The following is a 22,580-nucleotide window of genomic DNA, read 5'->3' as shown; positions in this document are numbered from 1 at the left end:
ACTGTTCAAGCCGTTCAACATTCAATTGAGGATTATGTGATTTACCGTCATTATACCATAATTATCCTTCTTGACATGCTGAAAATCATGTCAAGAAAAATAAGCCATGGCTTTTTTAATCCGACCTTAACACCTCAGGGATTTCAAGAGAAGCAGAACCCACGTAGACGACCATCTTCCCGCAGGAATGCTGTTGCTCCTGAGCCATAGAGACGGGCGCAAATTGAGTAGTACAGGCGGGTGCCTGAGGATTGACCAACAGCGCTTCCTCTCTCAGTCCCTTGATCCAGTAATACATGGCATGATGGCTCATCTGACGTGACCGACAGAACGCCTTGATGCAAAGACCGCTTTCCTGTTGCTCCTTTAAAATCTGGCTCCAGTATTCCAGAGCCTTCTGATGTTTTATGCGTTGGATTTCACCCAAAACAAAACCATCTCCAGAAATGAGTGACACGAATGGCTCGAAAAAAACGACACGTTGCACACCGTAGAGAAATTCGTTTTTTTTCGTGCGATATTTTGAACATCCGTATTATCTCAAACTGAAGGTGGTAATTCCATACACCGAATTTTTAAGCGCTTACATAATAAAAGAAAAAAGCCCAATAATCAGCAAATACTCTTTCCACATAGGATTCCCTCTCTAATTATAAATTCAACAGACCTAAGAATGCCCTTACCTTATCATAAACAGAATCATTTAAGTTGCGATATTTCTCCAAAACATCATTCACCCAATTCGGCCCATGCGAACTGATTTCTTTAACAAAGCATTCCAGTTCACCTACCGGTACGATAAATAAATTATGTTCTCTGGCGACTTGATTAATCTTGTTAAAAGCTTGACTCGGCTCACCCGCAGGAATCGCATTTTCACCAGACTCTTTTAATATACTCCAATAAGATTTCCCCTTTAACATTTCTTTAATCTTCCGTACATCATTTTCCGTATAGTAATCGTTTCCTTCCCCCTTTTTTGTTATCTGTTCAATTTCGGTAAGAATTTCTTTTTTCGGTTTCATGCTTAACTTAGACTTTCTGTTAACGGCATCATAAAAGACTTGGTAATCCTTTTGAATCGAATCCCAATCAATATGACAAGCCTTACATATTTTTTCAAATATAATTTTATTATTAAGCACATCAAAATCCGTAATAACCTTTGTCTCTACGCCTAAAGATGATAACGCATTTAAAATCACAGGGATCCTCTGTTTGCCACCGGAATAAGTAAAGAATGTATCAGCATATCTCCCCTGTTCTTTTTGCAAATGGTCATTCATAATAGAATAAAACCGACAATCAGAATCGCTTTCACAAAGAATCACGTTTTTGTAAAAGAGTCCTTCCAGAATATTGGAATATCTCAAGATTGGATCACGCCATACCCGTTCTATATCTTCTGCATTTAAAACTGATGCATGATTTATATTCTGATTTCTTGTTATCCTTACAATTTTAACCCTTTCAGATGCTGTGTCTAAAAGCCCTTGGATCAGCTGTTCACTATGTGTGGAAATGAAAATCTGTTTTTTCCCCGCACTTAGTTCTCCTATCAACTGTCCCATGATTCTGGCTTGTGGTGGATGAAGAAAAGCTTCAGGTTCATCAATCAGATAGACCCTATAAAAATCTAAAATCAGATACAGTAAAATACCAATGAATCCTTTGATTCCATCACCTTGTTCATGAGCTTGGGGATATTTATTCAGTTCAACTCCGTACGCTTCTACTCTTTCCGTTTCATCATTATAATCCTCGGCAGCCAAATGAATCTTGCCATCTGTCACCATAAGAGGAATCTGGCTTCCAAACAGCACATTAGGTTCGATAGATTTATGAAATGCCCTCTTAAAGTATTCAGAGAATTTTTTTCTAATAGAGGGTTCAAAAGCAAGATAATGAATTGGATGTGCTCTAATAGCATCACGTCTAATCAAATCTGCTGGTCGGCAAACTGAAAGGCGCTTTTCTGTATCGATATTACAAACGAACAAATCCCTTAATACCTCATGCTGCCTACAGCCACCCTCCATATAATAAGGTATATTTGTTATAGAAAATCCCTTACCGAGTATATAGAATATGTTATTATTTGTCTGTTGAAAACATGTTCCCTTGTCTTTAACAAGATTAATAACATCCTGTGGACACCCTTTAACCAGAGCATGCAGATTCTTTAAAATAGAAACATTTTCATCCCCTAGACCATAATAAATATCTTTTAATGTCTGACTTTTTCCTACATTATTGGCCCCCACAAAAACAATAATGTCATCCGTGCCAATATCTTCTACTTTACTTCCATCATTAAATTCAATTTCCGATACATATATTCCTGGTTCTGTATCATTTGGATTTATTTTCCACTCCATCTAGCAACCTCCATTATATTCATATTCCTTCAAGTCAAGTTTGGTCTCGCAGCGTTCTTTTATATTATCTTTATTAAATTTATATTTCTCTATAAGATTCACAATAAAATTAACCCACTCACCTGTATATAAATAATCATTGTGTGGTTCATCATACAAACAATATTTATCAATAGTATCAAATTTATCCTGAGAATTTGTTTCCGGTCTAACTCCAAAAGATTTCCATAAGCAAGTGTGATTAGCTATATTAAGTGATTCACCAGTTCTCTGTTTTACTTTTTCTATCACATCTGAAGGCTTTAATAAATCAACGTTTGACGCATTTTTATACACAATTTTATCCTTTATAATTGCGGTGACCTTTTGATAACTTTCTCTATCCTTTTCATCTATTGCATTCCAATTTACAAATTCTAAAGCCATATCGTGCCTGTTCGTATTACTCACCTTAGGAATTAATAAAAGTTTTATACTATATTCCTGACTGTCATAAACATCCTGATTTAAATCAGTTTTATATTTATCTATATAATTCTTTAAATCCCGTATTTCTTTGGACAATAACATTTTTTGTGATATACTCTGATTTTCAGATCTTCTATGTGAAAATTGCAACGCAAAAGCCAAACACCCTTCAATAGCATAACTATCACCAAAAAGTTCGTTTAGCAGCTTTTCATAGTTAAATAGAAGTGCTTGACATTCACCGAATACATACATATCCAAATCAGAACCACACCAAAATGAATGTTCTATTTTATTTCTAATCCCAATGAAAAAATATAAATTTTTTCTGACAGCTTCGCTTAATTTAAATTCTGGTTCTCTTTTATTAAACTGTTTTATACACTCTTTCAAATCCCAAGCTCTTTTTTCTCCATTAACTTTTTTATATCTTCCATTTTCAGCCTTATAAAAATACTTACTCCCAATTTTTGCTTGAAAATATGCATGCAACAATTTAGTCCATCCAATAATCATGAGTACAATATAATTTTCGCTTCTATAAAGATTATTTGGACGATTATATGTTTCGACAGCTGTCAATACACAGGATCTCGAATTTTCTAAGATGCTCTTTGCTTTTCCTTGACGCAACGCTATAGTCATGAATTTTACCCCCAAATTATTAAAGTGAAATATTAATAATATCTAAATTGCACTCAAATTTTACATCCGTCAAATTTATCTTCAGACCATTATATGAACTTCAGTTCGTTTTTCTATAGAATATCATATTTTTTCATAAATGCAAAGAGTTCCATAATTATGTTTCTATTCATAACAAAATGGCAGAAGGCCCTCAGCTTTCTGCCATTTTGCTATCATCTTCTTACCTTCCCAGCAATCCCCCGAATTTTCTCCTTCTCTTCCTCATTCATAGCCAACCTGTAAATCACAACACCATACAATACCGTGTACCCCAGTACCTTTCCAACAAACAACACTTTCCCCATTCCGACAATCCACTCATTGCCCACATCCCCAAGCAAATCAAAACAGGGACGGTAATCCGACCAATCTGTCTCCAGAAGCCGGGGATATCCAGACCTATGTGTTTTTTGTAAAACCAGTTCATCACAACTCCATTGCCCAGAAACATGGAGAGCCCTGTAGCAAAGGCACAGCCGATGCCTCCGAAGCGGATGGCCAGAGGGATTGCCAGGAACAGGTTCAGCAGGCCGGTGCAGAAGTAGACTCTTGCTCTGGAATCGTACCGGTTCATGGCTTGTAAAATAGAGAGTCCGACGTTCTGGATCAGGTCGATGGTGAAGGGTAATATGGGCGGATTTACAATGTAAGTGCAACAAAATAAAGAAATGACACATAGACTTCTGGTATAATGGTGTCTGCCAACTCAGATCCCAGGAGGAGCTATGTGCCACTACAAACATCTTACACTAATTGAGTGCGAAAAGATACTACTTTTTTATGATGAGGGGAAATCTGTCACTGCCATTGCTGAGTTACTAGGCAGAAGCAAGTCTACAATCTCGCGAGAGCTGCGCCGTACTGCCAGTGATGATGAGTACATTCCAGCTATCACATACACACTGAATCGCTCATGAGTTCACCCCAGTCACTGAAATACTTGTTGCTGGTCATAATTATGGTGCCCCGCTCATAGCGGGCGCAGACAATCTGGAACAGCAATTCTGCCTGTTGCCGGCTCAGCTGCATATAGCCAACTTCATCTATCACCAGGATATCTGGCCGGGCGTAAAATTTGCAGCGCCTGGACAGCAGCCCTTTTTCCCGTCGTTTTTCCAGATCTTCAATAAGATGGGCTAGCGTAATGAAGTATGCGGTTTTGCCGTGGTGCAGAGCTTCTACCGCAAACGCGGTAGCCAGGTGTGTCTTGCCGACCCCCGGCGGGCCCAGCAGGATCAGATTTTCACCTCGTTCCACAAAAGCAAGTGTACGCAGTTCCTGGAGCTGTTTCGGATTCAGGCTGGGCTGGAACGAAAAATCAAATTTCTCCAGTGTCTTCACGGCCGGGATCCGCACCCCCTTTAGGTCAATTATAGTCCGGCCTTAACTGCATTCATATATTGAATCAATATATCCACTGATATGCTGAAAAAGGATTAAAGTTTCACTTGGCGGTATGAGTCCAATACAATATAGGAAGATGCAGGGCATTGCGGTGTAGGTCCAAAAAAATATCCGCACCCCCATGGGTCAAAAATATTCCGCCCTTGACACTAAGCAACTTTAAATATTAATCTAGCTCTATACTTTCTTCTCCTTTCAGATAAATATCAATACGATTTTCAATGCTGACTTCATTTACAATCCAACCTTTTGCCTGACACATCTGTATAAAAGTTGCATATCTATTAACCCCATTGATTTCTTTTAGAGTGACCACCAAACCAAAAGGTATTCCTGATTGTACAGATGAAGACAATCTATTTTTACAGTAGATTTTAATTCCCCACATACCTTTTTCATAGACTGTCCGAGGTTTGACAGTGGACTTCAACACATCAGAAACAAATTTAACATTATCCCATTTCCGATAATCTCTCCTTGCATCAATTTCATAAATACCATTCCCCCCTTTTTCGGCTTGTAAATTCCCATTAATCGATTTAATATATGGCTGGTTATTTTTTTTATTGGTAGCAACTCGGCCAAAATGAAAATCCAGTTCTGTATTTGTATAATCAACACCTTGATTTCGGTTACATAACGGAAAATAAACCAAGGTCGCCCTTGCCAGATAGGGAAATTTATCATCTGTTATAGGAATCGGCAATTGATAATTATAGGTAGTATAGTTTTCTGTCGTTCCATAAACCAAAAATTTAATTTCGTCATCTTCTGATTTTAAGATGTCTTGAATGGATCTAGGTAAAACTCCGTACCCTTTTTTATTGTCAATTTTGCAATGCCATCCTGCTGCGGAATCAATTAATAAAGCTTTGGCAACTTCACGGCTCAACCCCATCACGTAAATCAGATAGGCAACTTTTCGAGTAACCCAAGGTGCTGCAAATGAAGTTCCAGTGTTATATGCTTGTCCCATATCGTCTTGACAAACAACCATATAATCTTTACATTTTCCATCCCCACCATAATAACTTACATCTGGTTTTACAAAAAAGGACAAAACAGGACCGGTCCGCGAATAGGATGCACTTTGGCCTTTATTATTTACAGCATTCACTACGATACCATTTAAAGAATCCGCTGGAGCTCCTATTCTATAATTGGGGTTTCCTTCTTGACCATGCGGCAAATTAGTCCCAGCTATTACAAAAATGACGTCAAATTCATTTTGTAACTTATCCAATTCAGCTGCTTCTGGAGAAATAAAATTTTCATTGATCTCCAAAATAGATCCTAAAGACAAATTCCATACTTTAATATCCTTATTCAAGCTTATAATTCTTCTAATATTCTGAATTACAGAAAATGAGCTAAATCTTCCGGAAAGAGCTACGCCAAAATGTCGGACTCGAAATCTCCCACATCCATCATCATACTGTGGATTCCCCTTAGGTCCATCCACAATAATAGATGTAACTTCCGTTCCATGAGTGTAATCTTTATCTTGGATTGGAATCCCATCAGGAATGTAATTAATATATTCTACCCATTCATGAAAATACACGTTCTCTCTAAATGGAGTATCGATAACTCCGACAATCGGTTCATTTTTCGGAGACGGAATGATTCTTTCTTCCTGATCCGAAATAAGTGGAACTTCTTCAGGCACATAAGTTGTCAAGTCATTAACACCCATAGAAACCAGATAAGGCGCTTTATCCAATAATATTGCAAGTTCCTCAGGTCGCATTTGTATAGTCAGTTCGTCAATAATCCGTTCTTGTGGGATATAAATACCAAATCTTGCAAGAAGCTTCCTTGTTGGAAGGTTTTCATTAGTTTTATAAATCGTTACCAAAGTATCCTCTTGGACATCTTTTACTACTCTATCAATCTGAAAATATGACACATTCGAACCATCAATGATCACTTTTTGAAATGGATACCTTTTTATCTTCTTACTATGGAAATTCTTCTTAATGGATTCAAACTTGTTATAATCTATAACTCCGTCATATTCATTTTGAATAACCTCTGCAGTTATTTTTAGTAGATTGATTGCTTTTTTTACTATTTCCAATGGCAAAAAATATGTAAACACATGACATTTCTGCTCTGATTTATCATCTTTTTTTTCAAATTTTGCTCCAACAACAAAATCATTGGGTACTGATTTTCCTTTGGAAAATAAAAACTGTAGCCGCATGGATTTAGGAATCACCCTATCATGATGTGCACTTAATAAAGCCCCTTCTAATTCTGTATGTTTTTCCCAATAAGAAGAAATTTTTTCCAATTCATTAGCAAGTTCTGAAAGATGTTTTGCTTCCACCACCTGTTTTTTCTTCAGGCTTAGGGAACCTCCACCAGGAATATTTTTCATATGCTGAAATTCACCTTTTAGCTCAAGCAGATTGTTCATCAGACTTTGCCTCCTTTAATTCACGATCAATGGTGCTTTTTGATTTTCCAGTCAATATGGCCATTTCTCTAACTGTGAAATTGTCTTTTCTCAACTGTTGTAAATTATTGGAACGTTTACCCGTAATCTCACTATATAGCCTTCTAAAATAATCTTCCTCGTCATTCGGGTTGCTGAAGGCAATAGCCGTGCGAATCATATTTTTTAAATCCCCTGGATACGGTAAATTCTTCTTTAATTGCATGATTTTCCGAAATAAACGAATATCCCGTTTTTTCAGATGCGCCTGGTCTAAATAGCGATTTAAGATTTTTTCAGCAATTGTAAGTAAATCCTCATTTGTATATCGATTAAAACTAATAACAGAATCAAATCTCCTTAATAATGCTTTATCAAAATACATGACCAGGTTAGTTGTAGCCACTAAAATAACTTCTTTATCCAGTTGGTCCAAGCTTTTTAATAAAGCAGACGTCGCTCTTCCCATTTCTCTTACATCATGATTATTGGTTCTATCCAAAGCTAAAGCATCAATTTCATCAAACAAAAAAATAGCCTTTTGTTTTTCATAAAATCCATTCATCTGCTTAAATAAACAATCAATATTTTTCGTAGTTTGTCCTAATTTACTATCAATAATTTCTGAAAAATTGATTACATAAACATCCCTTTTTAAAATTCTCCCCAATTGTTTCACGGCTTCTGTCTTTCCTGTTCCAGGGGCTCCCTCAAAAAGGAATCGGTGAAGACCCATATGATAGTTAATAGCATTTACAAGGCCCAATACATCATTCGTAATGGAATCTGGCAATAACAACATTTCTTCGAAGTCAGTTACTTTTTCAAAAAACTGTGGTTGATCCAATATTGTCGTAGAATCCTGTACTTGTGGAATAAATGAGTTTGCTTCTGATAAAAGCGACATGATATAGAGTGCAAGTTGGGTATCACCATTCTGATCAAAATCATGAGCAATTTGAATGGCGGTCGTTTTAAAACCAGTTTTATTGCCCTCTACAAAACACCTGATTAAATTTATAATATCTTTCTTTTTCATCACACTCCAGCTCCTTCTGCCTCTTTGTATCAGTATATCCTTCTGGGACAAAAAAGTCAATTTGGGGACAAAAATAAAATTCTAAATACCATTTCATCAAATCAATGGGACTTAGAATTTTATACTCATGCTTAATATATCTTAACTGGAAGCAATAATACTACCCTATCTTTTCAACAAATTCCCCATCTCATTTCCCATTCTCCACATCACAATCCCGGCCACTACCCCTGCCCCATCCAGACACACATCCTTCCAGGTGGCCGTCCTTCCTCCGGCAAAATATTGGAAGATTTCATCCATGGATGCAACAGCGATGCCCAGAGCGATGATGCGCGCCGAAAAGTTTTTTCCCCATCTTCTCCAACAGTACAGACTGGTAAAAAGGCCCAAGGATGAGTATTCCGTTAAATGGGCCAACCGGCGGATCCCCCCCATCGTTGAGCCAGATTCCTATTCGATTTCCCGAAAGCAGCCTCTGGACCATTTTCAGTACCCATTGGCTCTCCCTGTGGGAGAGGCTTCCTTGCTGGAAGGATTGGAGCCAGATAAAGAGAATAGTCAGCAAAAGAAATGCCAGAAGCCCATATGCTTTTCTATTTTTTTGCGTCATCAGAGATACACTCTTCCTTGTTGACCGAGGATATCCATGCTGCTATTGGTTTGTCCTCTCCATCAAAACTTGAACGTATCCCGAATCCCCAGCCACTTTGTATCTTTCTCGCTCAAATTCAGCGGTGTGCCATCTTCCATCTGGTATCCTTCGCTACTGGCAGAGCCAGGGTATTCTCCCACTACCTGAGGCCATTTGATCCCGATTTCCGGATCATTCCAGGCCATGCCGCCTTCGTCATTGGGATGCCAGTAGTCGTTGACTTTATAACAGAATTCGGCTTCGTCGCTGAGTACCAGGAATCCATGGGCAAAGCCTTCGGGAATCAGGAACTGTTTTTTGTTTTCGTCGGTCAGTTCCACACCATACCATTTCCCATAGGTCTTGGAATCCGCCCGCAGGTCCACGGCTACATCGAATACGGAACCCCGCACTGCACGGACCAGTTTGCACTGGGGACAGTGTTTCTGGAAATGCAGTCCCCGCAGCACACCTTTGGTGGACATGCTCTGGTTGTCTTGGACAAAATCAATGTGGAACCCGGCTTCCTCCATGTCCTTCTTGTTATACGTTTCCATAAAATATCCCCGTGCATCCCCATGCACAGCCGGTTCAATGATACAGAGGCCGTCAATGCCTCCCACGTTTTTCGTCACTTTAATTTGCATGTTTTTCACCTTTCCTGGTTGAAGTGGTTAGGTGATTAAGTGGCTAAGTGCTTTGTTGTCTTTGATTTTCCTTCTTTCGAAAGAACTACGCTTCATAGACAATATCACCGACCCGATTAATAGCCAAAACACTGATTCCAAATCACTTAGCCACTTAACCACTAATGTTATAAATCACTTAGTCACTTAACCTCTGGCTAAGCAATGCTATCCTCCATCTCCATTCGGCCATCCAACGACGAACGATGAACGACAAACGATGAACTACTCCAGTTCCTCCAAATACCGTCTCACCCCATCCCGCCAATCCGGCAGGGGCTGGAAGCCCTGTTCCTTCAGCTTGCTCTTATCCAGCCGGGAGTTGAAGGGCCGTCTGGCTTTACTCAGACCATACTCTTCCGTGGTCACCGGGATCACTTTCGTGGAATACCCGGCCTGGCGGAAGATCTCCGTGGCAAAATCATACCAGGAAATGTACCCGCCCTCGTTGGTAGCGTGGTACGTTCCGTATTTTTCCGTCTCCAGCATATCCACCAGCAGCCGGGCCAGATCCGCCGTGTAGGTGGGCGTACCGATCTGGTCATTGACCACCCGCAGGGTGTCGTGGTTTTTCCCCACTTTCAGCATGGTCTTTACGAAGTTGTTTCCATTGCGCCCGAACACCCAGGCAATGCGGACGATGAAATACTTCTCCAGCAGCTCCTTCACCGCCAGTTCCCCGTACAGCTTGCTCTTGCCGTATACGTTCAGCGGTGCGAACTCCTGGCTGTCTGCCTTCCAGGGCTCGGTTCCCTGGCCGTTGAACACATAGTCCGTAGAGATATACATGAACTTGGCATCCAAAGCCTGGCAGGCCCGGGCCAGATTCCGTGTCCCGTCCACATTCACGGCAAAGACCTTATCCTTGTTCTCCGGTTCCTCGGCAGCATCCACGGCCGTCCAGGCTGCACAGTGGCACACACAGTCCGGCTTGATCTCCTGCAGCACCCTATCCACTGCAGCATCATCAGTAATATCCAGCGACACATAGGGCAGCTTTGCCACAGCGTCAGCCATGCCCCGATACTCTGGCGAGGACCCGCACCCCACGGCCTCATATCCCCGTTTCTGTAATTCCAGCATCACATCATACCCCAGTTGTCCATTGACGCCGGTGACGAGAGTTTTCACGATTCAGGACCTCCTTGGGTAGTTCATCGGTTACCATACATTTTTTCGTAGTAGTTCTGATATTCCCCACTAACAATCTTTTCCCACCACTCCTGGTTTTCCAAATACCACTGGATGGTTTTCTTGATTCCGTCAGCAAACTTTGTCTCCGGCAGCCAGCCCAGTTCGTTGTGGATCTTTGTGGGGTCGATGGCATACCGTCTGTCATGCCCTTTCCGGTCCTTTACGTACGAAATCAGGCTTTCCGGTTTGCCCAGTTCTTTGCAAATCAACTTTACGATATCGATGTTCCGCATTTCATTGTGGCCGCCTACATTGTATACTTCTCCCACCCGGCCTCTGTGCAGAATCAGGTCAATGGCCCTACAGTGATCTTCCACATAGAGCCAGTCCCGGACGTTCAAACCATCTCCATACACCGGCAGGGGTTTGTCATGGAGGGCATTGATGATCATCAGAGGAATCAGTTTCTCCGGAAAGTGATAAGGTCCATAGTTGTTGCTGCACCGGGAAATGGTCACCGGCAGTCCATAGGTCCGATGATAGGCCAGAACCAGCAGATCCGCCCCGGCCTTGGAACTGCTGTAGGGGCTGGACGTATGGATAGGCGTGGTCTCCGTAAAGAACAGATCCGGACGGTCCAGGGGCAGATCCCCATAGACTTCATCCGTAGAAACCTGGTGATACCGTTTGATTCCATATTTCCGGCAGGCATCCATCAGCACAGAGGTCCCAATGATATTCGTCTCCAAAAAGATTTCGGGGTTCAGGATGGACCGGTCCACATGGGATTCCGCCGCAAAGTTGACCACAATGTCAGGGTGTTCTTCTTCGAAGAGACCATAAACGGCATCACGATCACAAATGTCCATCTTTACGAAGCGGAAATTCGGTTTGTCCATGATAGGTTCGAGTGTAGAAAGGTTTCCTGCGTACGTTAATTTATCAAGACAAATGATTCTATCTTCAGGATATTCCTTTAACATATGGAAGATGAAGTTAGAGCCGATGAACCCGGCCCCGCCGGTGACAATGATGTTCATTATCTTTTCCTTTCTTATCATAATCTATAAGTGATTAAGTGGCTAAGTGAGTAAGTGATTTGGGCTCACTGAATCCTTTTCGTGTCGAAAGTTCTGTGACTCCGATACAATCATCTCAGCAGTAGATTCTTTAGATTATAATCACTTAATCACCTAATCACTATCTTTACATCTTTTTTTCCAGGCTTCTAATCAACAAGTTCAGAAGCATTCCTACTTCGTCACTTTGCTGTTTTACCGTTTGGAATTCTTTTGTGGGGATATATTCAAATGAATGGCACAGCATTAAGTGAGTCATCAGTTCTGCATTAGAACCTTTGGCTATATACAGAAAATGAACAAAATCTTTTGTGGTTCTCCTTGATTGACCTTCTGCTATATTGGCGGGTATGGATACTACGGCCCGCCGCATCTGATCACTCAAAGCATATTTTTCTTCCTGGGGCAATTTACGAGTTAAGCAATAAACGTTTTTTGCCAAATTCATTGCTTTCTGCCAAACCATCAGATCCTGGTACGATATAACAGCCACTGCGTCAACTCCTTTGGTTTTCACTGAGCCACTTAATCACCTAATCACTTAACCACTGCCTTTACAAGATCACTCCCGCAGCACGCGCCCTTCCACCACCTTCTGGAGATACTGTCCGTACGGGCTCTTGCCATACTGCTTGGCGCTTTCTTCCAGGATGGATTTGTCGATCCAGCCGTTTGCATACGCCACTTCTTCCGGCGCCGCAATCTGGATTCCTGCTCTGGTCTCCACTGCCTTTACGAACTCCGAGGCCTCGGACAGGCTGTTGATGGTCCCGGTATCCAGCCAGGCGTAACCTCTTCCCAGGGTCACTACCTTCAGATTCCCCTGTTCCAGGTACATCTTGTTCAAATCCGTAATTTCCAGTTCTCCCCGTGCCGAAGGCTTTACTTTTTTTGCATATTCGCAGACTTTGGCATCATAGAAATACAGTCCCGTCACCGCATAGTTGGATTTGGGATACTGGGGTTTTTCTTCGATGGAAATGGCCTTGCCCTTTTCATCAAATTCAATGACCCCGAACCGTTCCGGATCATCCACATAATACCCAAATACCGTAGCCCCCGTTTCATTTGCCGCCGCTTCCTTCAAATGCTTCGTCAGCCCAGCCCCGTAGAAGATGTTGTCCCCCAGAATCATGGCACAACGGTCCCCGTCAATAAACTCTTTCCCCAAAATAAACGCCTGGGCCAGCCCATCGGGAGAAGGCTGCACCTTGTAGCTCAAATGGATTCCATACCGGGACCCATCCCCCAGCAGCCGCTCAAAATTGGGCAGATCTTTGGGTGTGGAAATGATCAGAATATCCCTGATGCCAGCCAGCATCAGGGTAGTCAGGGGATAGAAAATCATGGGTTTATCGTATACAGGTAACAGCTGTTTGGATGTTACCATGGTCAATGGATATAAACGGGTGCCGGAACCACCGGCGAGGATTATACCTTTCATTTTACGCCTCCAATATATTCATAATCATAAATCGATATATTTCTTTGCTTATCTAAAACTACTCCTTTAGCGCTCTTAGAATCTGCTGCAGATTGCATCTATGAATCAAAACAAAAACTGCGTAGGCCACTCCATAAACCACCATGCATAAAAAATTGTCAAAGGCCCATCCACTGACAATAAAAATAGTACACATCAACAAATCCTCTATCATATTCTTTCGAAAGTTCAACTTGAGAAGCTTAGTTATATAGTACTCAGACAAACCACATCGGAAAGCATAAATTATCACGATAGAAAAAACAGCAACATCTAAATTGTGCCACATCCCAACTGTGAATACTGTAATAATTAACGAAAAAATAACACTTACTATATTAATTTTCAGCATGAGGAATTCCTCTCTCATACTTTTTAAATATGTATTAATCAAAAGAGACACTTTACTTGCAAAAACATATACAGGGAAAAGAATTCTCATATACACCAAGCTATCCGCATACTTTGGTAGCCACAATGAAAGAATATATCGAATAGGGTAATATCCGATAAGACCGGCGAACAACAGAAATGTCAAAACACTTCTAATGACCGTATATGTCTCTGACCTTTTATCTTCATCCATTTGTTTTACAATAGGAAAAAAGACAATACTCACTGAATTAATAAATACCATAAAAAAATTAGAAATTCCTAATGTCAGAGAAATCTTACCAAAAGTAGCCACATCCCATCCTATAGAAATACCATAGCGTACAATACCAATAATTAATATACTGGCAGTATTTGCTAGCATCAATTTGCTTCCCACGTTTAGATTTTTATAAACTTCTTGTTGAATAGCAGCAAAACTATCAAAATGAGGGCTCAAAAGGCTACGGCATAAGTAAACTCCCACCACTGCCATAGAAACTACTGCAAAAACCTGAGCCACATACATATATCGAAATTGATTCCACCCTAAAATTACCAAAAAAGACAACACTCCAAGAAAAAATATGATACGCTCTGTTATCAGCAGCCTTGCATACCCCTTTATACGGTTAGTCATTTGCATTATGAAATTACAAAGATTATTAAAATTAACAAAAGGCGCGAGCCAAATAGCACAAAGTAAAGCTAATCTTCGATCAGAATTAACCACAAAAACCTGACTAAGGATACTGATTACTACTACTAGTACTATCTGCAAAAGAATAATACAATAAAACTGTCCTGCAAATGTTTTTCGGTCTAATTCATTAAATGTTTTACCTGCATATCGAAGATAAATTCCATCTTCCCATCCAAAATGAAGAAATCCCAGATAAGAATAATAGAACAAAAAAAGCTGCCAAAGACCATAATCATTAACCGATAAAAGCTTTGGTACAAACAGGACCATAAATACAGAAATTAGAAGAGAAATCAAATTAGCAGAAAAAGAATATGAAATGTTCTTTACAACTTCTTTCAAATTCACCCAGCATCTCTCCTCATAATTAAAATACACAAATTTCAAAGACCTAATTATTTTTATAACTAGCTTCTGCAAGTACATTAATCTGCTGTAGCCATATATCTAATTGCTTCTTTAAACTTTCCTCAGTCCATTCCTTTTTGTTGGAAACATCCTTAGTATCCTTCGTTTCTAAATGTCTCAATACATGCGTTGGGTTGAGCGTGTATAAAAAACAAAGAACATACCGTGCATACTCTTGCTTTTTTTCGTTAGTCAACATACTAAAGAAATTCATATCATTAAAAGATTGTACCCTTTCTTCAAGATGGCTTTCTCCATTTAAAAAAAGGCGTATCATACAATTCCTATAGAATTCACGGTGTTTTTCATTTTTTATTTTATCAAGGACCATATTCTTATTAAATAACTCAGTTCCGCCCACTTTATATGCAAAGGTACTATACGCTTCCATAACCCGTCTCAGCATGTTACCGATTTCTGAATTCAAATTCTCACATGACATTTCTTTTGCAAATTCATAAATTCGTTGCAGCAAAAAACTGTATTCATGATATTTTTTTTCATTGATAATAGTAAGCTTAAGCTCTTTTGCTTCCAAAATATAACTTATGCTTTTTGATTCGTTTCCATCCAATTCATTGGCCATACTATCAAACATCTTATGTAAATCAAATAAAACCTGCATATCATGTGTTAAAACAAGAATTTTAGTATTTTTATTACCTTTTTTGAATTTCAATAACTCCTTTCGCAACAAAGATATAACACCTATTCTATTTTCTCTGTCAAAACTTGAAATAGGATCATCAATAACCAGGAAATACTCTCCCTGATAAAAGTTCTTCTTTTCTTTTTCTTTTTTTATATCCGAGAAAAAATACCCCAATGCGATAGCATTTCTTTCTCCTACTGACACATCTTCAGGCTTTACATCCATATGGTTTACTTTAATTTTATACTCATTGCTTGAACTATCATATTCGATTTGAAGCCGATCTGTTGACAAAAAGATGTATGCTAAAGAGGCATTGATTTCATCAACAGCAATTTTAACTTGCTTCTTTTTTTCTTCCAGTTCATTGATGACTTTCTGGATTGCACTTATTTTTCTTTTAAGACTATATACATTTTTTTCCTGTAATTCATATCGTTTTTTGGCCTCTTCCAATTCTTTGGTTAGTTCATAAATTTCCCAAAATGCTATATTATCATTGAGTTTCTCTAACTTTTCCTCTAAGTTTCGATGCTCTTTTATTGCCTTATTATAACTTGCTACTGCTTCATTCAATGCTTGAATATACTTAATCGCACTTTCATACGCTACGTTAAATCCAACTGCATTGGTTTCCACGATTAATGCTTGATATGGATTATTTATTTTTTTCTCCAGTAAGCCATTTACAAAAGCAATTTTACCTTTTAATACATCAATTGCATTTTTACAGTTTTCAACCAGCCCAGCCTTGTTCAGAGATTCAAATTCTCTCCACTCAATAGCCGGTATTTCGTTAATTCTATATTGATTCAATTGATTCGAAACATTATTTTTCGTTTGAACTTCCAACACCTTGCTGAGAGCCTTTATTAATTCCTTTTTTCTTTGAGGATCTATCTTTTGCTGGCAATAAGGACACCGTTCTACTTTCTCTTTTTCAAATTCATTTTTTACATCCTTGATAAAATCTGTACCTTTTTCCTGTAGTGTAGCTGTAATCAAAAGAATTAATTCATCCCGTTCCGTAATTTTAGGTTTTTCAACAACTTTCGCCAACGCATCAACAAATGCAACTTCATCAAATGAATTCTCTCCAAGATATATTGATTTCGAAATGGGGAGCGCATTTTGAGATGTATTTTGAAAAAGATGGAGTTGAGTATTAAATATTTCTTTTTTATCCTGTATCCAGCTATTAATCCAGTTATGCTGTTCTTCCCGTTTACCACTTATAGTTCCTGGTATATCCCGTGAAAATTTCTGGTGAGAATTTATATTATCAATCGTGCTATTATTTACTTTCGATTTTGCTTTATTATTACGGATTTTTCTAAGACGATCTGCCCAGCCACCATCTTCTCTTAATTTTTCATATATATTATTTATTATGAAGAATTTGCTTTCTCTATTCTTAAAATCTGTCAGTTTATTCAGCTTATCTTCCTCTTGCTGAAATTCTGTAGTTTCTTTATCCAACAATAATTTTTGTTCACCAATCTTTTCTTCTACATCTTTTAAATCTCCAAGAATAACAATGGAATTTAAACCAGTAGAAGAGTGAATTCCTACCATTCTCCGGATATAATCTTCATCAAAAACAAAAATATGTCTGGATGCATCATCTATGTTTAATTCATTTTCATTAGAATCTAGAAAAGCTAGCCTTATTCCATGGTTATCTGTCTGATTAGCACAATTATAAATACCCCTGGCAATTGTGCTTTTTCCTGCCCCATTTTCCCCGTATATTAGAGAGACTTTCTTCCCACTAAACAGGTTAAAAATTGTCTCGTTCTGAAAATTTGCGCCCTTAATTTTCACTGAAGAAATATCTTTAACCGTAGCCATCTTATCCTCTCTAATACTAATTAAACTTATTATGAGTGTCTATCGATAAAATAATACAATTCCTGAATCCATCTCATTTGGGAAATCTATAAGCAAAAAGCTATCTAGAAAGAATGCGATTTTCGTGAACTTCCTTTAAGAAGGATAAAATCGTTTTATCGTGTTCAATCATATAATTTCTGTTTTCCTTATAATATAAGGATTTCAGCAATAAAAGACGAATGTAATAGCACATCTGCATATTACGTAATGTCTTATCAGCCTCTTTTAAGCCATAAAACTTTTCACAAAATATCAGGATATTTTGAAATAGTTTCTTTTGCTTTATATAATTAACATTCTGTACTTCACTAGCACCGCCTAAATGGATAAGCGATACATCCGCATTAAACACAATTCTTTTATTTAAAAACGTCTGTATTTTTTTACAAAGGTCCATATCTTCCGTATACATGAAATATTCTTCAGAGAATCCATGGACAGCATTAGCATCACTTGTACGCATTATCATTTCAGCACCAATTACCCAGTCTGGCATATAATAATCTTTTTGGATTTTATAGTACTCCGGGGCAAATCTACGGCATAAGCATTTAGGCAACAATTTGCCTAAATGAAGAATATTTATGATAATTGAGTGTGAATTGATAAATGAAAGACATGAGTTTTGCCAGCTCCCATCTTTATTGGTTAAACGACAACTCACTAGCCCAATTGACATATCATTTTCCAAAAACTTTATTGATGGCAACACAATATCTTCAGTAAGAATAACATCTGGATTTATAAAACAAACATACTTAGATTTAACATATTTTAATCCCAAATTATTAGCTTTTGCAAATCCTAAATTTTCACTGCTTTCAATCAGCTTAACTTGAGAAAATTCCTTTTTTATAATATCCCGAGTATTATCTGATGATAAATTATCTACTACGATAATTTGAAATGGTATTGGAGTAAGGCAGATTATAGAAGAAAGACAGTCCCTTATTTCTTGTTCATTATTCCAAGTAACAATTATAAAAGAAATTGCTCTATTATTAACCATGATGTCACCTTCATCCATTAATCATTATTTCTATAGTTTCAATTTCCTCTTTTTACAATTTTAGCAGGGATTCCCACACATGTAACATTATCTGGCATATCTGTAGTTACTACAGCATTAGCGCCAACTTTAACATTATTTCCAATCGTAACTCCCCCTAAAATTTTAGATCCGGCGCCAAATAAACAATTATCACCGCAAACTGGTGCGATTGGAACACCATTGCGGACAGTACCACCAAATGTTACTTGGTGTAAAATCGTGCAATTCTTTCCAAAATATGTTCTTTCGTGAATTACTATGCCATTTAATCCATGAGGCAACCGTGGAGGACTATCAAAATGTGCTCCGTAACCTATCCCAGTTCCGATAAATGCACAGTGATATTCATCCATAATTTTTATAAAAATTAAAAATATGCATTTAATAATTTTGGGATACTTTGAACGAGGATTAACCACTATCGCCCGCATTTTCCAATACAAGCTGTGATTATATACTTTTATCAGGCTCATTCCAAAACTATCTATTAATTTGATTCCTGTAATTTTCATTTATATTCTCCCAAATATATGTTGCATTTTTTAAAAAGCAAATTCATAAGGAAATAATTGTAACCAATCTGGTCTTACAATAAACGTGACTATTTGATACGCAGATAATAGTACTATCAAGCAAATTACCCCAATCTTTCTAATATAACTAATATATTTAAAGGAATTCGAAATATAAATAATTCCGAACGGAACAAAAAATCTTTCAATTCTATTAAATGGATTGAATATCAATCCTAAGAACGAAATTCCTACAAGTATAAAATATAAAAATTGCATTTCTTTTTGCTTATTCCAAATAAGTGGTATTTTCCAAGCAACTAAAATATAAAATGAAACATTAAATATGAAATCAACAATACTTGCTATACGCACTGGCCCTTCACCATACTCCGAATCAAAATAATAATGACTATATGATTCCGGTATATATGACATTATCTGATTCATAAAGATAGCCAGAAATATAAAAATTACTGTTAATATAATTTTATTTTCTAATAGTCGGTTAAGAATCTTAGATCGAAGTAATAGAATAATGCTGCAAACCAATGATGAATAATGGAACATTGTTGCTAAAAATAACCAAAAAAGAGATTGCTTTTTTTTACCTTTTAAAACATCATCTGCGAAAATATAAATAAAAGAAATTGCCAATGAAGCTCTTACCGCACTCCATGACCAATAACATAAACCGGAAACGAACCATAACAAGCACCAGCTATATTTATTTTCACAGTTTGATCTGTAAAAGTAAAACGTACATATTAAATTAATTGATGCTGAAACAAAAAGTAAAGCCGTATAATCCATAGAAAATCGGCTAATAATATAATTTAATAGAGAATACCCAGGCTCAAAACGAGTATTAGATACAATTTCCCATGGATCGTCAACGTAAAAAAAACTTCTAAAGAAATCTACATACCGAATTGTATCATTGCCAACAGTCTCAGCCCTAAAAGCAGATAAGAAAAAAGTGCTGCCCAAAAAGGCAAGTGCAAGTAAAAAAACAGCAAATTTATAATTGTTTTTATCTATAGAGAAAAGGAATAAGGCAACTGCCATAAATAGCAAAATAAAATGTATCTCCACTTTTATCTCCCTAATATGTGATAATACTCATTTACAAGTTTATCAACTTCGCAATTTATATCGAAAATGCTTCCACTCAAATCTAGTATTGTACTTTTTCTTTGGAAGCGCCGATACTTGATAATAGCTTCAGCCCAAGTTTTAGGCGAGGCATTTAATCCTAAATAATTGCAATTTACAACATCTACAATCTTAGGCACTTCTAAAGAGCAGAAAACAGGAAGTCCAGAAGCCTCAGCTTCAACACAAGCCATTCCCAACCCCTCGAATTTTGATGGTAAGACAAATACATCCATCATCTGATAATAATTATATATATCTTGATGCTTTCCGGCAAAGATAACATTGTCAAATATCTTTAACCTTTTACTTTCATTAATAATTTGCTCTTTCAGACTTCCATCTCCAACCAATAATAAAACTGCACCAGGGTTGAGAAGCAGGAATTCTTTAAAGATTTTTAATAAAAAGATATGATTCTTTTCAAGTTCGAATCTACCAACGTGACCAATAACAAAACTCTTATCTGATATTCCCCATTTACGACGCATCTGTTGCCGTATCTCAGGATTATAATCAAAATCCTGTAAATTTATAGCATTATTCATGATATATGATTCTTTTGATTTAAAAAGATTTTCTACTCTATTAAACGCAAAATTATATGCTTTTGATGAGCACGCAAAATATGCATCCGCAAATTGAAAAGAACTAATTGTCAACAAATAATTCCTAATTCTTGCTGACGGACGATTCCCCCATTGTGAGGCGTGTTCGTGCATTACTAATTTTGCATGTGTATATTTTTTTACAAAGTAAGCCAAAAAACCATTTAAAAAAATCTGGTTGTTATGAACAATATCATATTTAGAACCATAGATTGAAAAGAATTTATCCCATGCTCCTATTGAACATTTTGATAAGGTTGGCTTCGAGACATAAAATACTTTTCCGCCCATCTTTTCGACTTCCTTAATTAAATTCTCATCTGCCTTGTTAAAATAAAGAAAGTCAAATTGAACTTTCGATTTGTCCAATTTACGATAATAATTCATTAATACAGATGAAACTCCACCACTATTGACAAATCCAGAAAGCACTTGCAGCACATAAATAGGTTGGTTTGATATCATGTTAACCTCAATTTTCTTAGAAAAAATCTAATATCTTTATTAACTCTATAAAGCAGATATCACTTATACTATCAAATCATTCCTTTTTAATCTCTTTCAAATAAATCCCGCGTATACACTTTCACTTTTACATCATCAAGACAATGATCATATCTGTTGGCAAGAATACAGTGACTTTCTTTCTTAAACTTTTCCAGATCATTGACTACCTTACTCCCGAAGAAAGTACTGCCATCTTCTAGAGTCGGTTCATAAATAATAACTTCTGCGCCCCTCGCTTTAATCCGCTTCATGACCCCTTGAATAGAACTTTGACGGAAATTGTCGGAATTGGATTTCATGGTTAGACGATAAACACCAATAGTCATGTTTTTTTCTTTAGACGGTTCATATTTGCTGTTATCGTGATAATAGCCGGCCATTTCCAGGACTCTGTCAGCGATGAAATCTTTACGGGTCCGGTTGGAATCTACAATAGCCTTAATAAGGGTTTCTGGCACATTTTCATAATTGGCCAGAAGCTGCTTGGTGTCTTTAGGCAGGCAGTATCCACCATAACCAAAAGAGGGATTGTTGTAAAATTCGCCAATTCTAGGATCCAGGCAGACCCCATCGATGATTTCCTGGGTACGCAGGCCTTTTACTTCCGCATAGGTATCCAGTTCATTGAAATAAGATACCCTCATAGCCAGATAGGTATTGGCAAAAAGCTTCACAGCCTCAGCTTCTGTAAATCCCATGAAGCGGGTGGGAATGTCTTTTTTGATAGCGCCTTCCTGGAGCAGGCCGGCAAAGGTATGAGCGGACTCTACCAGATGTGCATCATCGGGATCAGTCCCTACGATAATACGGCTGGGATAGAGATTGTCATAAAGTGCCTTGCTTTCCCGCAGAAATTCAGGACTGAAAAGTATATTTTTCGTCCCCATCTTCTCCCGAATCTGCTTTGTATAACCTACCGGAACCGTAGATTTGATTATCATAATGGCATTGGGATTGTACTCCATAACCAATCTGATAACGGCTTCTACGGAAGAAGTATCGAAAAAGTTTTTCTGAGAATCATAGTTGGTAGGAGTGGCGATAATCACAAAATCCGCCTTTTTATAGGCAGCTGCAGCATCAGTCGTAGCCGTGAGATCCAGATTTTTTTCTGCCAAATATTTTTCGATGTAATCATCCTGGATAGGTGATTTTCGATGATTCACCAAATCTGCCTTCTCCGGAACGATATCTACAGCGGTTACATGACTATGCTGCGCCAAAAGCGTTGCCAATGACAAGCCTACATAGCCGGTACCAGCAACTGCAATTTTTATCATCGTTACT

At 37.9% G+C, this 22,580-nt stretch carries 20 protein-coding genes; 1 reads left to right on the top strand and 19 read right to left on the bottom strand.

The genetic code is table 11. The annotated features are described in order from the left end of the window. Nucleotides 1-115: 115 nt before the first annotated feature. From tnpA to ACFER_RS03070, 3 genes are all read right to left on the bottom strand, one after another. Entirely contained in the window at nt 116-427 is a 312-nt protein-coding gene (gene tnpA / locus ACFER_RS03080; protein WP_041666088.1) for an IS66 family insertion sequence element accessory protein TnpA, read from the bottom strand. A 223-nt stretch (nt 428-650) separates the two neighbouring features. Further along, nucleotides 651-2,378 (bottom strand): AAA family ATPase, encoded by a 1,728-nt coding sequence (locus ACFER_RS03075; protein ID WP_012937973.1) that lies wholly within the window; start codon nt 2,376-2,378, stop codon nt 651-653. After that, nucleotides 2,379-3,491: a DUF3644 domain-containing protein gene (locus ACFER_RS03070; RefSeq protein ID WP_012937972.1), complete on the bottom strand. Its 1,113-nt coding sequence runs from the start codon at nt 3,489-3,491 to the stop codon at nt 2,379-2,381. Between the two features lie 767 nt (nt 3,492-4,258). Here ACFER_RS03070 and ACFER_RS11950 point away from each other — a divergent pair. Beyond that, complete coding sequence (locus ACFER_RS11950) at nt 4,259-4,450, top strand: helix-turn-helix domain-containing protein (RefSeq protein ID WP_222831715.1); 192 nt, start codon at nt 4,259-4,261, stop codon at nt 4,448-4,450. On the opposite strand, the gene ACFER_RS03065 is transcribed toward ACFER_RS11950, so the two are convergent. The 16 genes from ACFER_RS03065 to ACFER_RS03000 form a co-directional block, all read right to left on the bottom strand. Next, the gene (locus ACFER_RS03065) at nt 4,425-4,889 is read right to left on the bottom strand and encodes an ATP-binding protein (protein WP_049763439.1); all 465 of its coding nucleotides are present in this window, start codon (nt 4,887-4,889) and stop codon (nt 4,425-4,427) included. The genes ACFER_RS11950 and ACFER_RS03065 overlap by 26 nt on opposite strands. Before the next feature lie 214 nt (nt 4,890-5,103). Continuing rightward, nucleotides 5,104-7,359, bottom strand: a complete 2,256-nt coding sequence (locus ACFER_RS03060) for a S8 family peptidase (protein ID WP_012937971.1) — start codon at nt 7,357-7,359, stop codon at nt 5,104-5,106. Continuing rightward, the gene (locus ACFER_RS03055) at nt 7,343-8,416 is read right to left on the bottom strand and encodes an AAA family ATPase (RefSeq protein ID WP_012937970.1); all 1,074 of its coding nucleotides are present in this window, start codon (nt 8,414-8,416) and stop codon (nt 7,343-7,345) included. The genes ACFER_RS03060 and ACFER_RS03055 overlap by 17 nt, the downstream gene beginning before the upstream one ends. A 165-nt stretch (nt 8,417-8,581) precedes the next feature. Further along, nucleotides 8,582-8,854, bottom strand: a complete 273-nt coding sequence (locus ACFER_RS11945) for a VanZ family protein (protein WP_081443249.1) — start codon at nt 8,852-8,854, stop codon at nt 8,582-8,584. 237 nt (nt 8,855-9,091) lie between these two features. Next, nucleotides 9,092-9,697, bottom strand: coding sequence for a dTDP-4-dehydrorhamnose 3,5-epimerase (gene rfbC / locus ACFER_RS03045; RefSeq protein WP_012937969.1), 606 nt, complete (start codon nt 9,695-9,697; stop codon nt 9,092-9,094). Between the two features lie 264 nt (nt 9,698-9,961). Next, the gene (gene rfbD, locus ACFER_RS03040; protein WP_012937968.1) at nt 9,962-10,867 is read right to left on the bottom strand and encodes a dTDP-4-dehydrorhamnose reductase; all 906 of its coding nucleotides are present in this window, start codon (nt 10,865-10,867) and stop codon (nt 9,962-9,964) included. 23 nt (nt 10,868-10,890) lie between these two features. Further along, nucleotides 10,891-11,910, bottom strand: coding sequence for a dTDP-glucose 4,6-dehydratase (rfbB, locus tag ACFER_RS03035; protein ID WP_012937967.1), 1,020 nt, complete (start codon nt 11,908-11,910; stop codon nt 10,891-10,893). Between the two features lie 166 nt (nt 11,911-12,076). Beyond that, complete coding sequence (locus ACFER_RS11620; protein ID WP_012937966.1) at nt 12,077-12,442, bottom strand: four helix bundle protein; 366 nt, start codon at nt 12,440-12,442, stop codon at nt 12,077-12,079. Between the two features lie 69 nt (nt 12,443-12,511). Further along, on the bottom strand, nt 12,512-13,393 hold the full coding sequence (gene rfbA, locus ACFER_RS03025) for a glucose-1-phosphate thymidylyltransferase RfbA (protein ID WP_012937965.1): 882 nt from the start codon (nt 13,391-13,393) through the stop codon (nt 12,512-12,514). A gap of 58 nt (nt 13,394-13,451) precedes the next feature. Further along, nucleotides 13,452-14,855, bottom strand: a complete 1,404-nt coding sequence (locus ACFER_RS03020) for a lipopolysaccharide biosynthesis protein (RefSeq protein ID WP_012937964.1) — start codon at nt 14,853-14,855, stop codon at nt 13,452-13,454. 43 nt (nt 14,856-14,898) lie between these two features. Beyond that, nucleotides 14,899-17,418: an AAA family ATPase gene (locus ACFER_RS03015; protein WP_012937963.1), complete on the bottom strand. Its 2,520-nt coding sequence runs from the start codon at nt 17,416-17,418 to the stop codon at nt 14,899-14,901. Between the two features lie 100 nt (nt 17,419-17,518). After that, nucleotides 17,519-18,487 (bottom strand): glycosyltransferase family 2 protein, encoded by a 969-nt coding sequence (locus tag ACFER_RS10775; RefSeq protein WP_049763438.1) that lies wholly within the window; start codon nt 18,485-18,487, stop codon nt 17,519-17,521. Nucleotides 18,488-18,507: 20 nt separating this feature from the next. Then, nucleotides 18,508-19,023: a serine O-acetyltransferase gene (locus tag ACFER_RS10970; protein ID WP_012937961.1), complete on the bottom strand. Its 516-nt coding sequence runs from the start codon at nt 19,021-19,023 to the stop codon at nt 18,508-18,510. A 30-nt stretch (nt 19,024-19,053) separates the two neighbouring features. After that, on the bottom strand, nt 19,054-20,118 hold the full coding sequence (locus ACFER_RS10965) for an EpsG family protein (protein ID WP_012937960.1): 1,065 nt from the start codon (nt 20,116-20,118) through the stop codon (nt 19,054-19,056). 2 nt (nt 20,119-20,120) lie between these two features. Further along, on the bottom strand, nt 20,121-21,251 hold the full coding sequence (locus tag ACFER_RS03005; RefSeq protein WP_012937959.1) for a glycosyltransferase: 1,131 nt from the start codon (nt 21,249-21,251) through the stop codon (nt 20,121-20,123). 86 nt (nt 21,252-21,337) lie between these two features. Further along, entirely contained in the window at nt 21,338-22,573 is a 1,236-nt protein-coding gene (locus tag ACFER_RS03000) for a nucleotide sugar dehydrogenase (protein WP_012937958.1), read from the bottom strand. Nucleotides 22,574-22,580 lie beyond the last annotated feature (7 nt).

It is taken from the genome of Acidaminococcus fermentans DSM 20731, from assembly GCF_000025305.1.
GTDB lineage: Bacteria > Bacillota > Negativicutes > Acidaminococcales > Acidaminococcaceae > Acidaminococcus > Acidaminococcus fermentans.
This window is presented reverse-complemented; position numbering and strand designations above follow the sequence as displayed.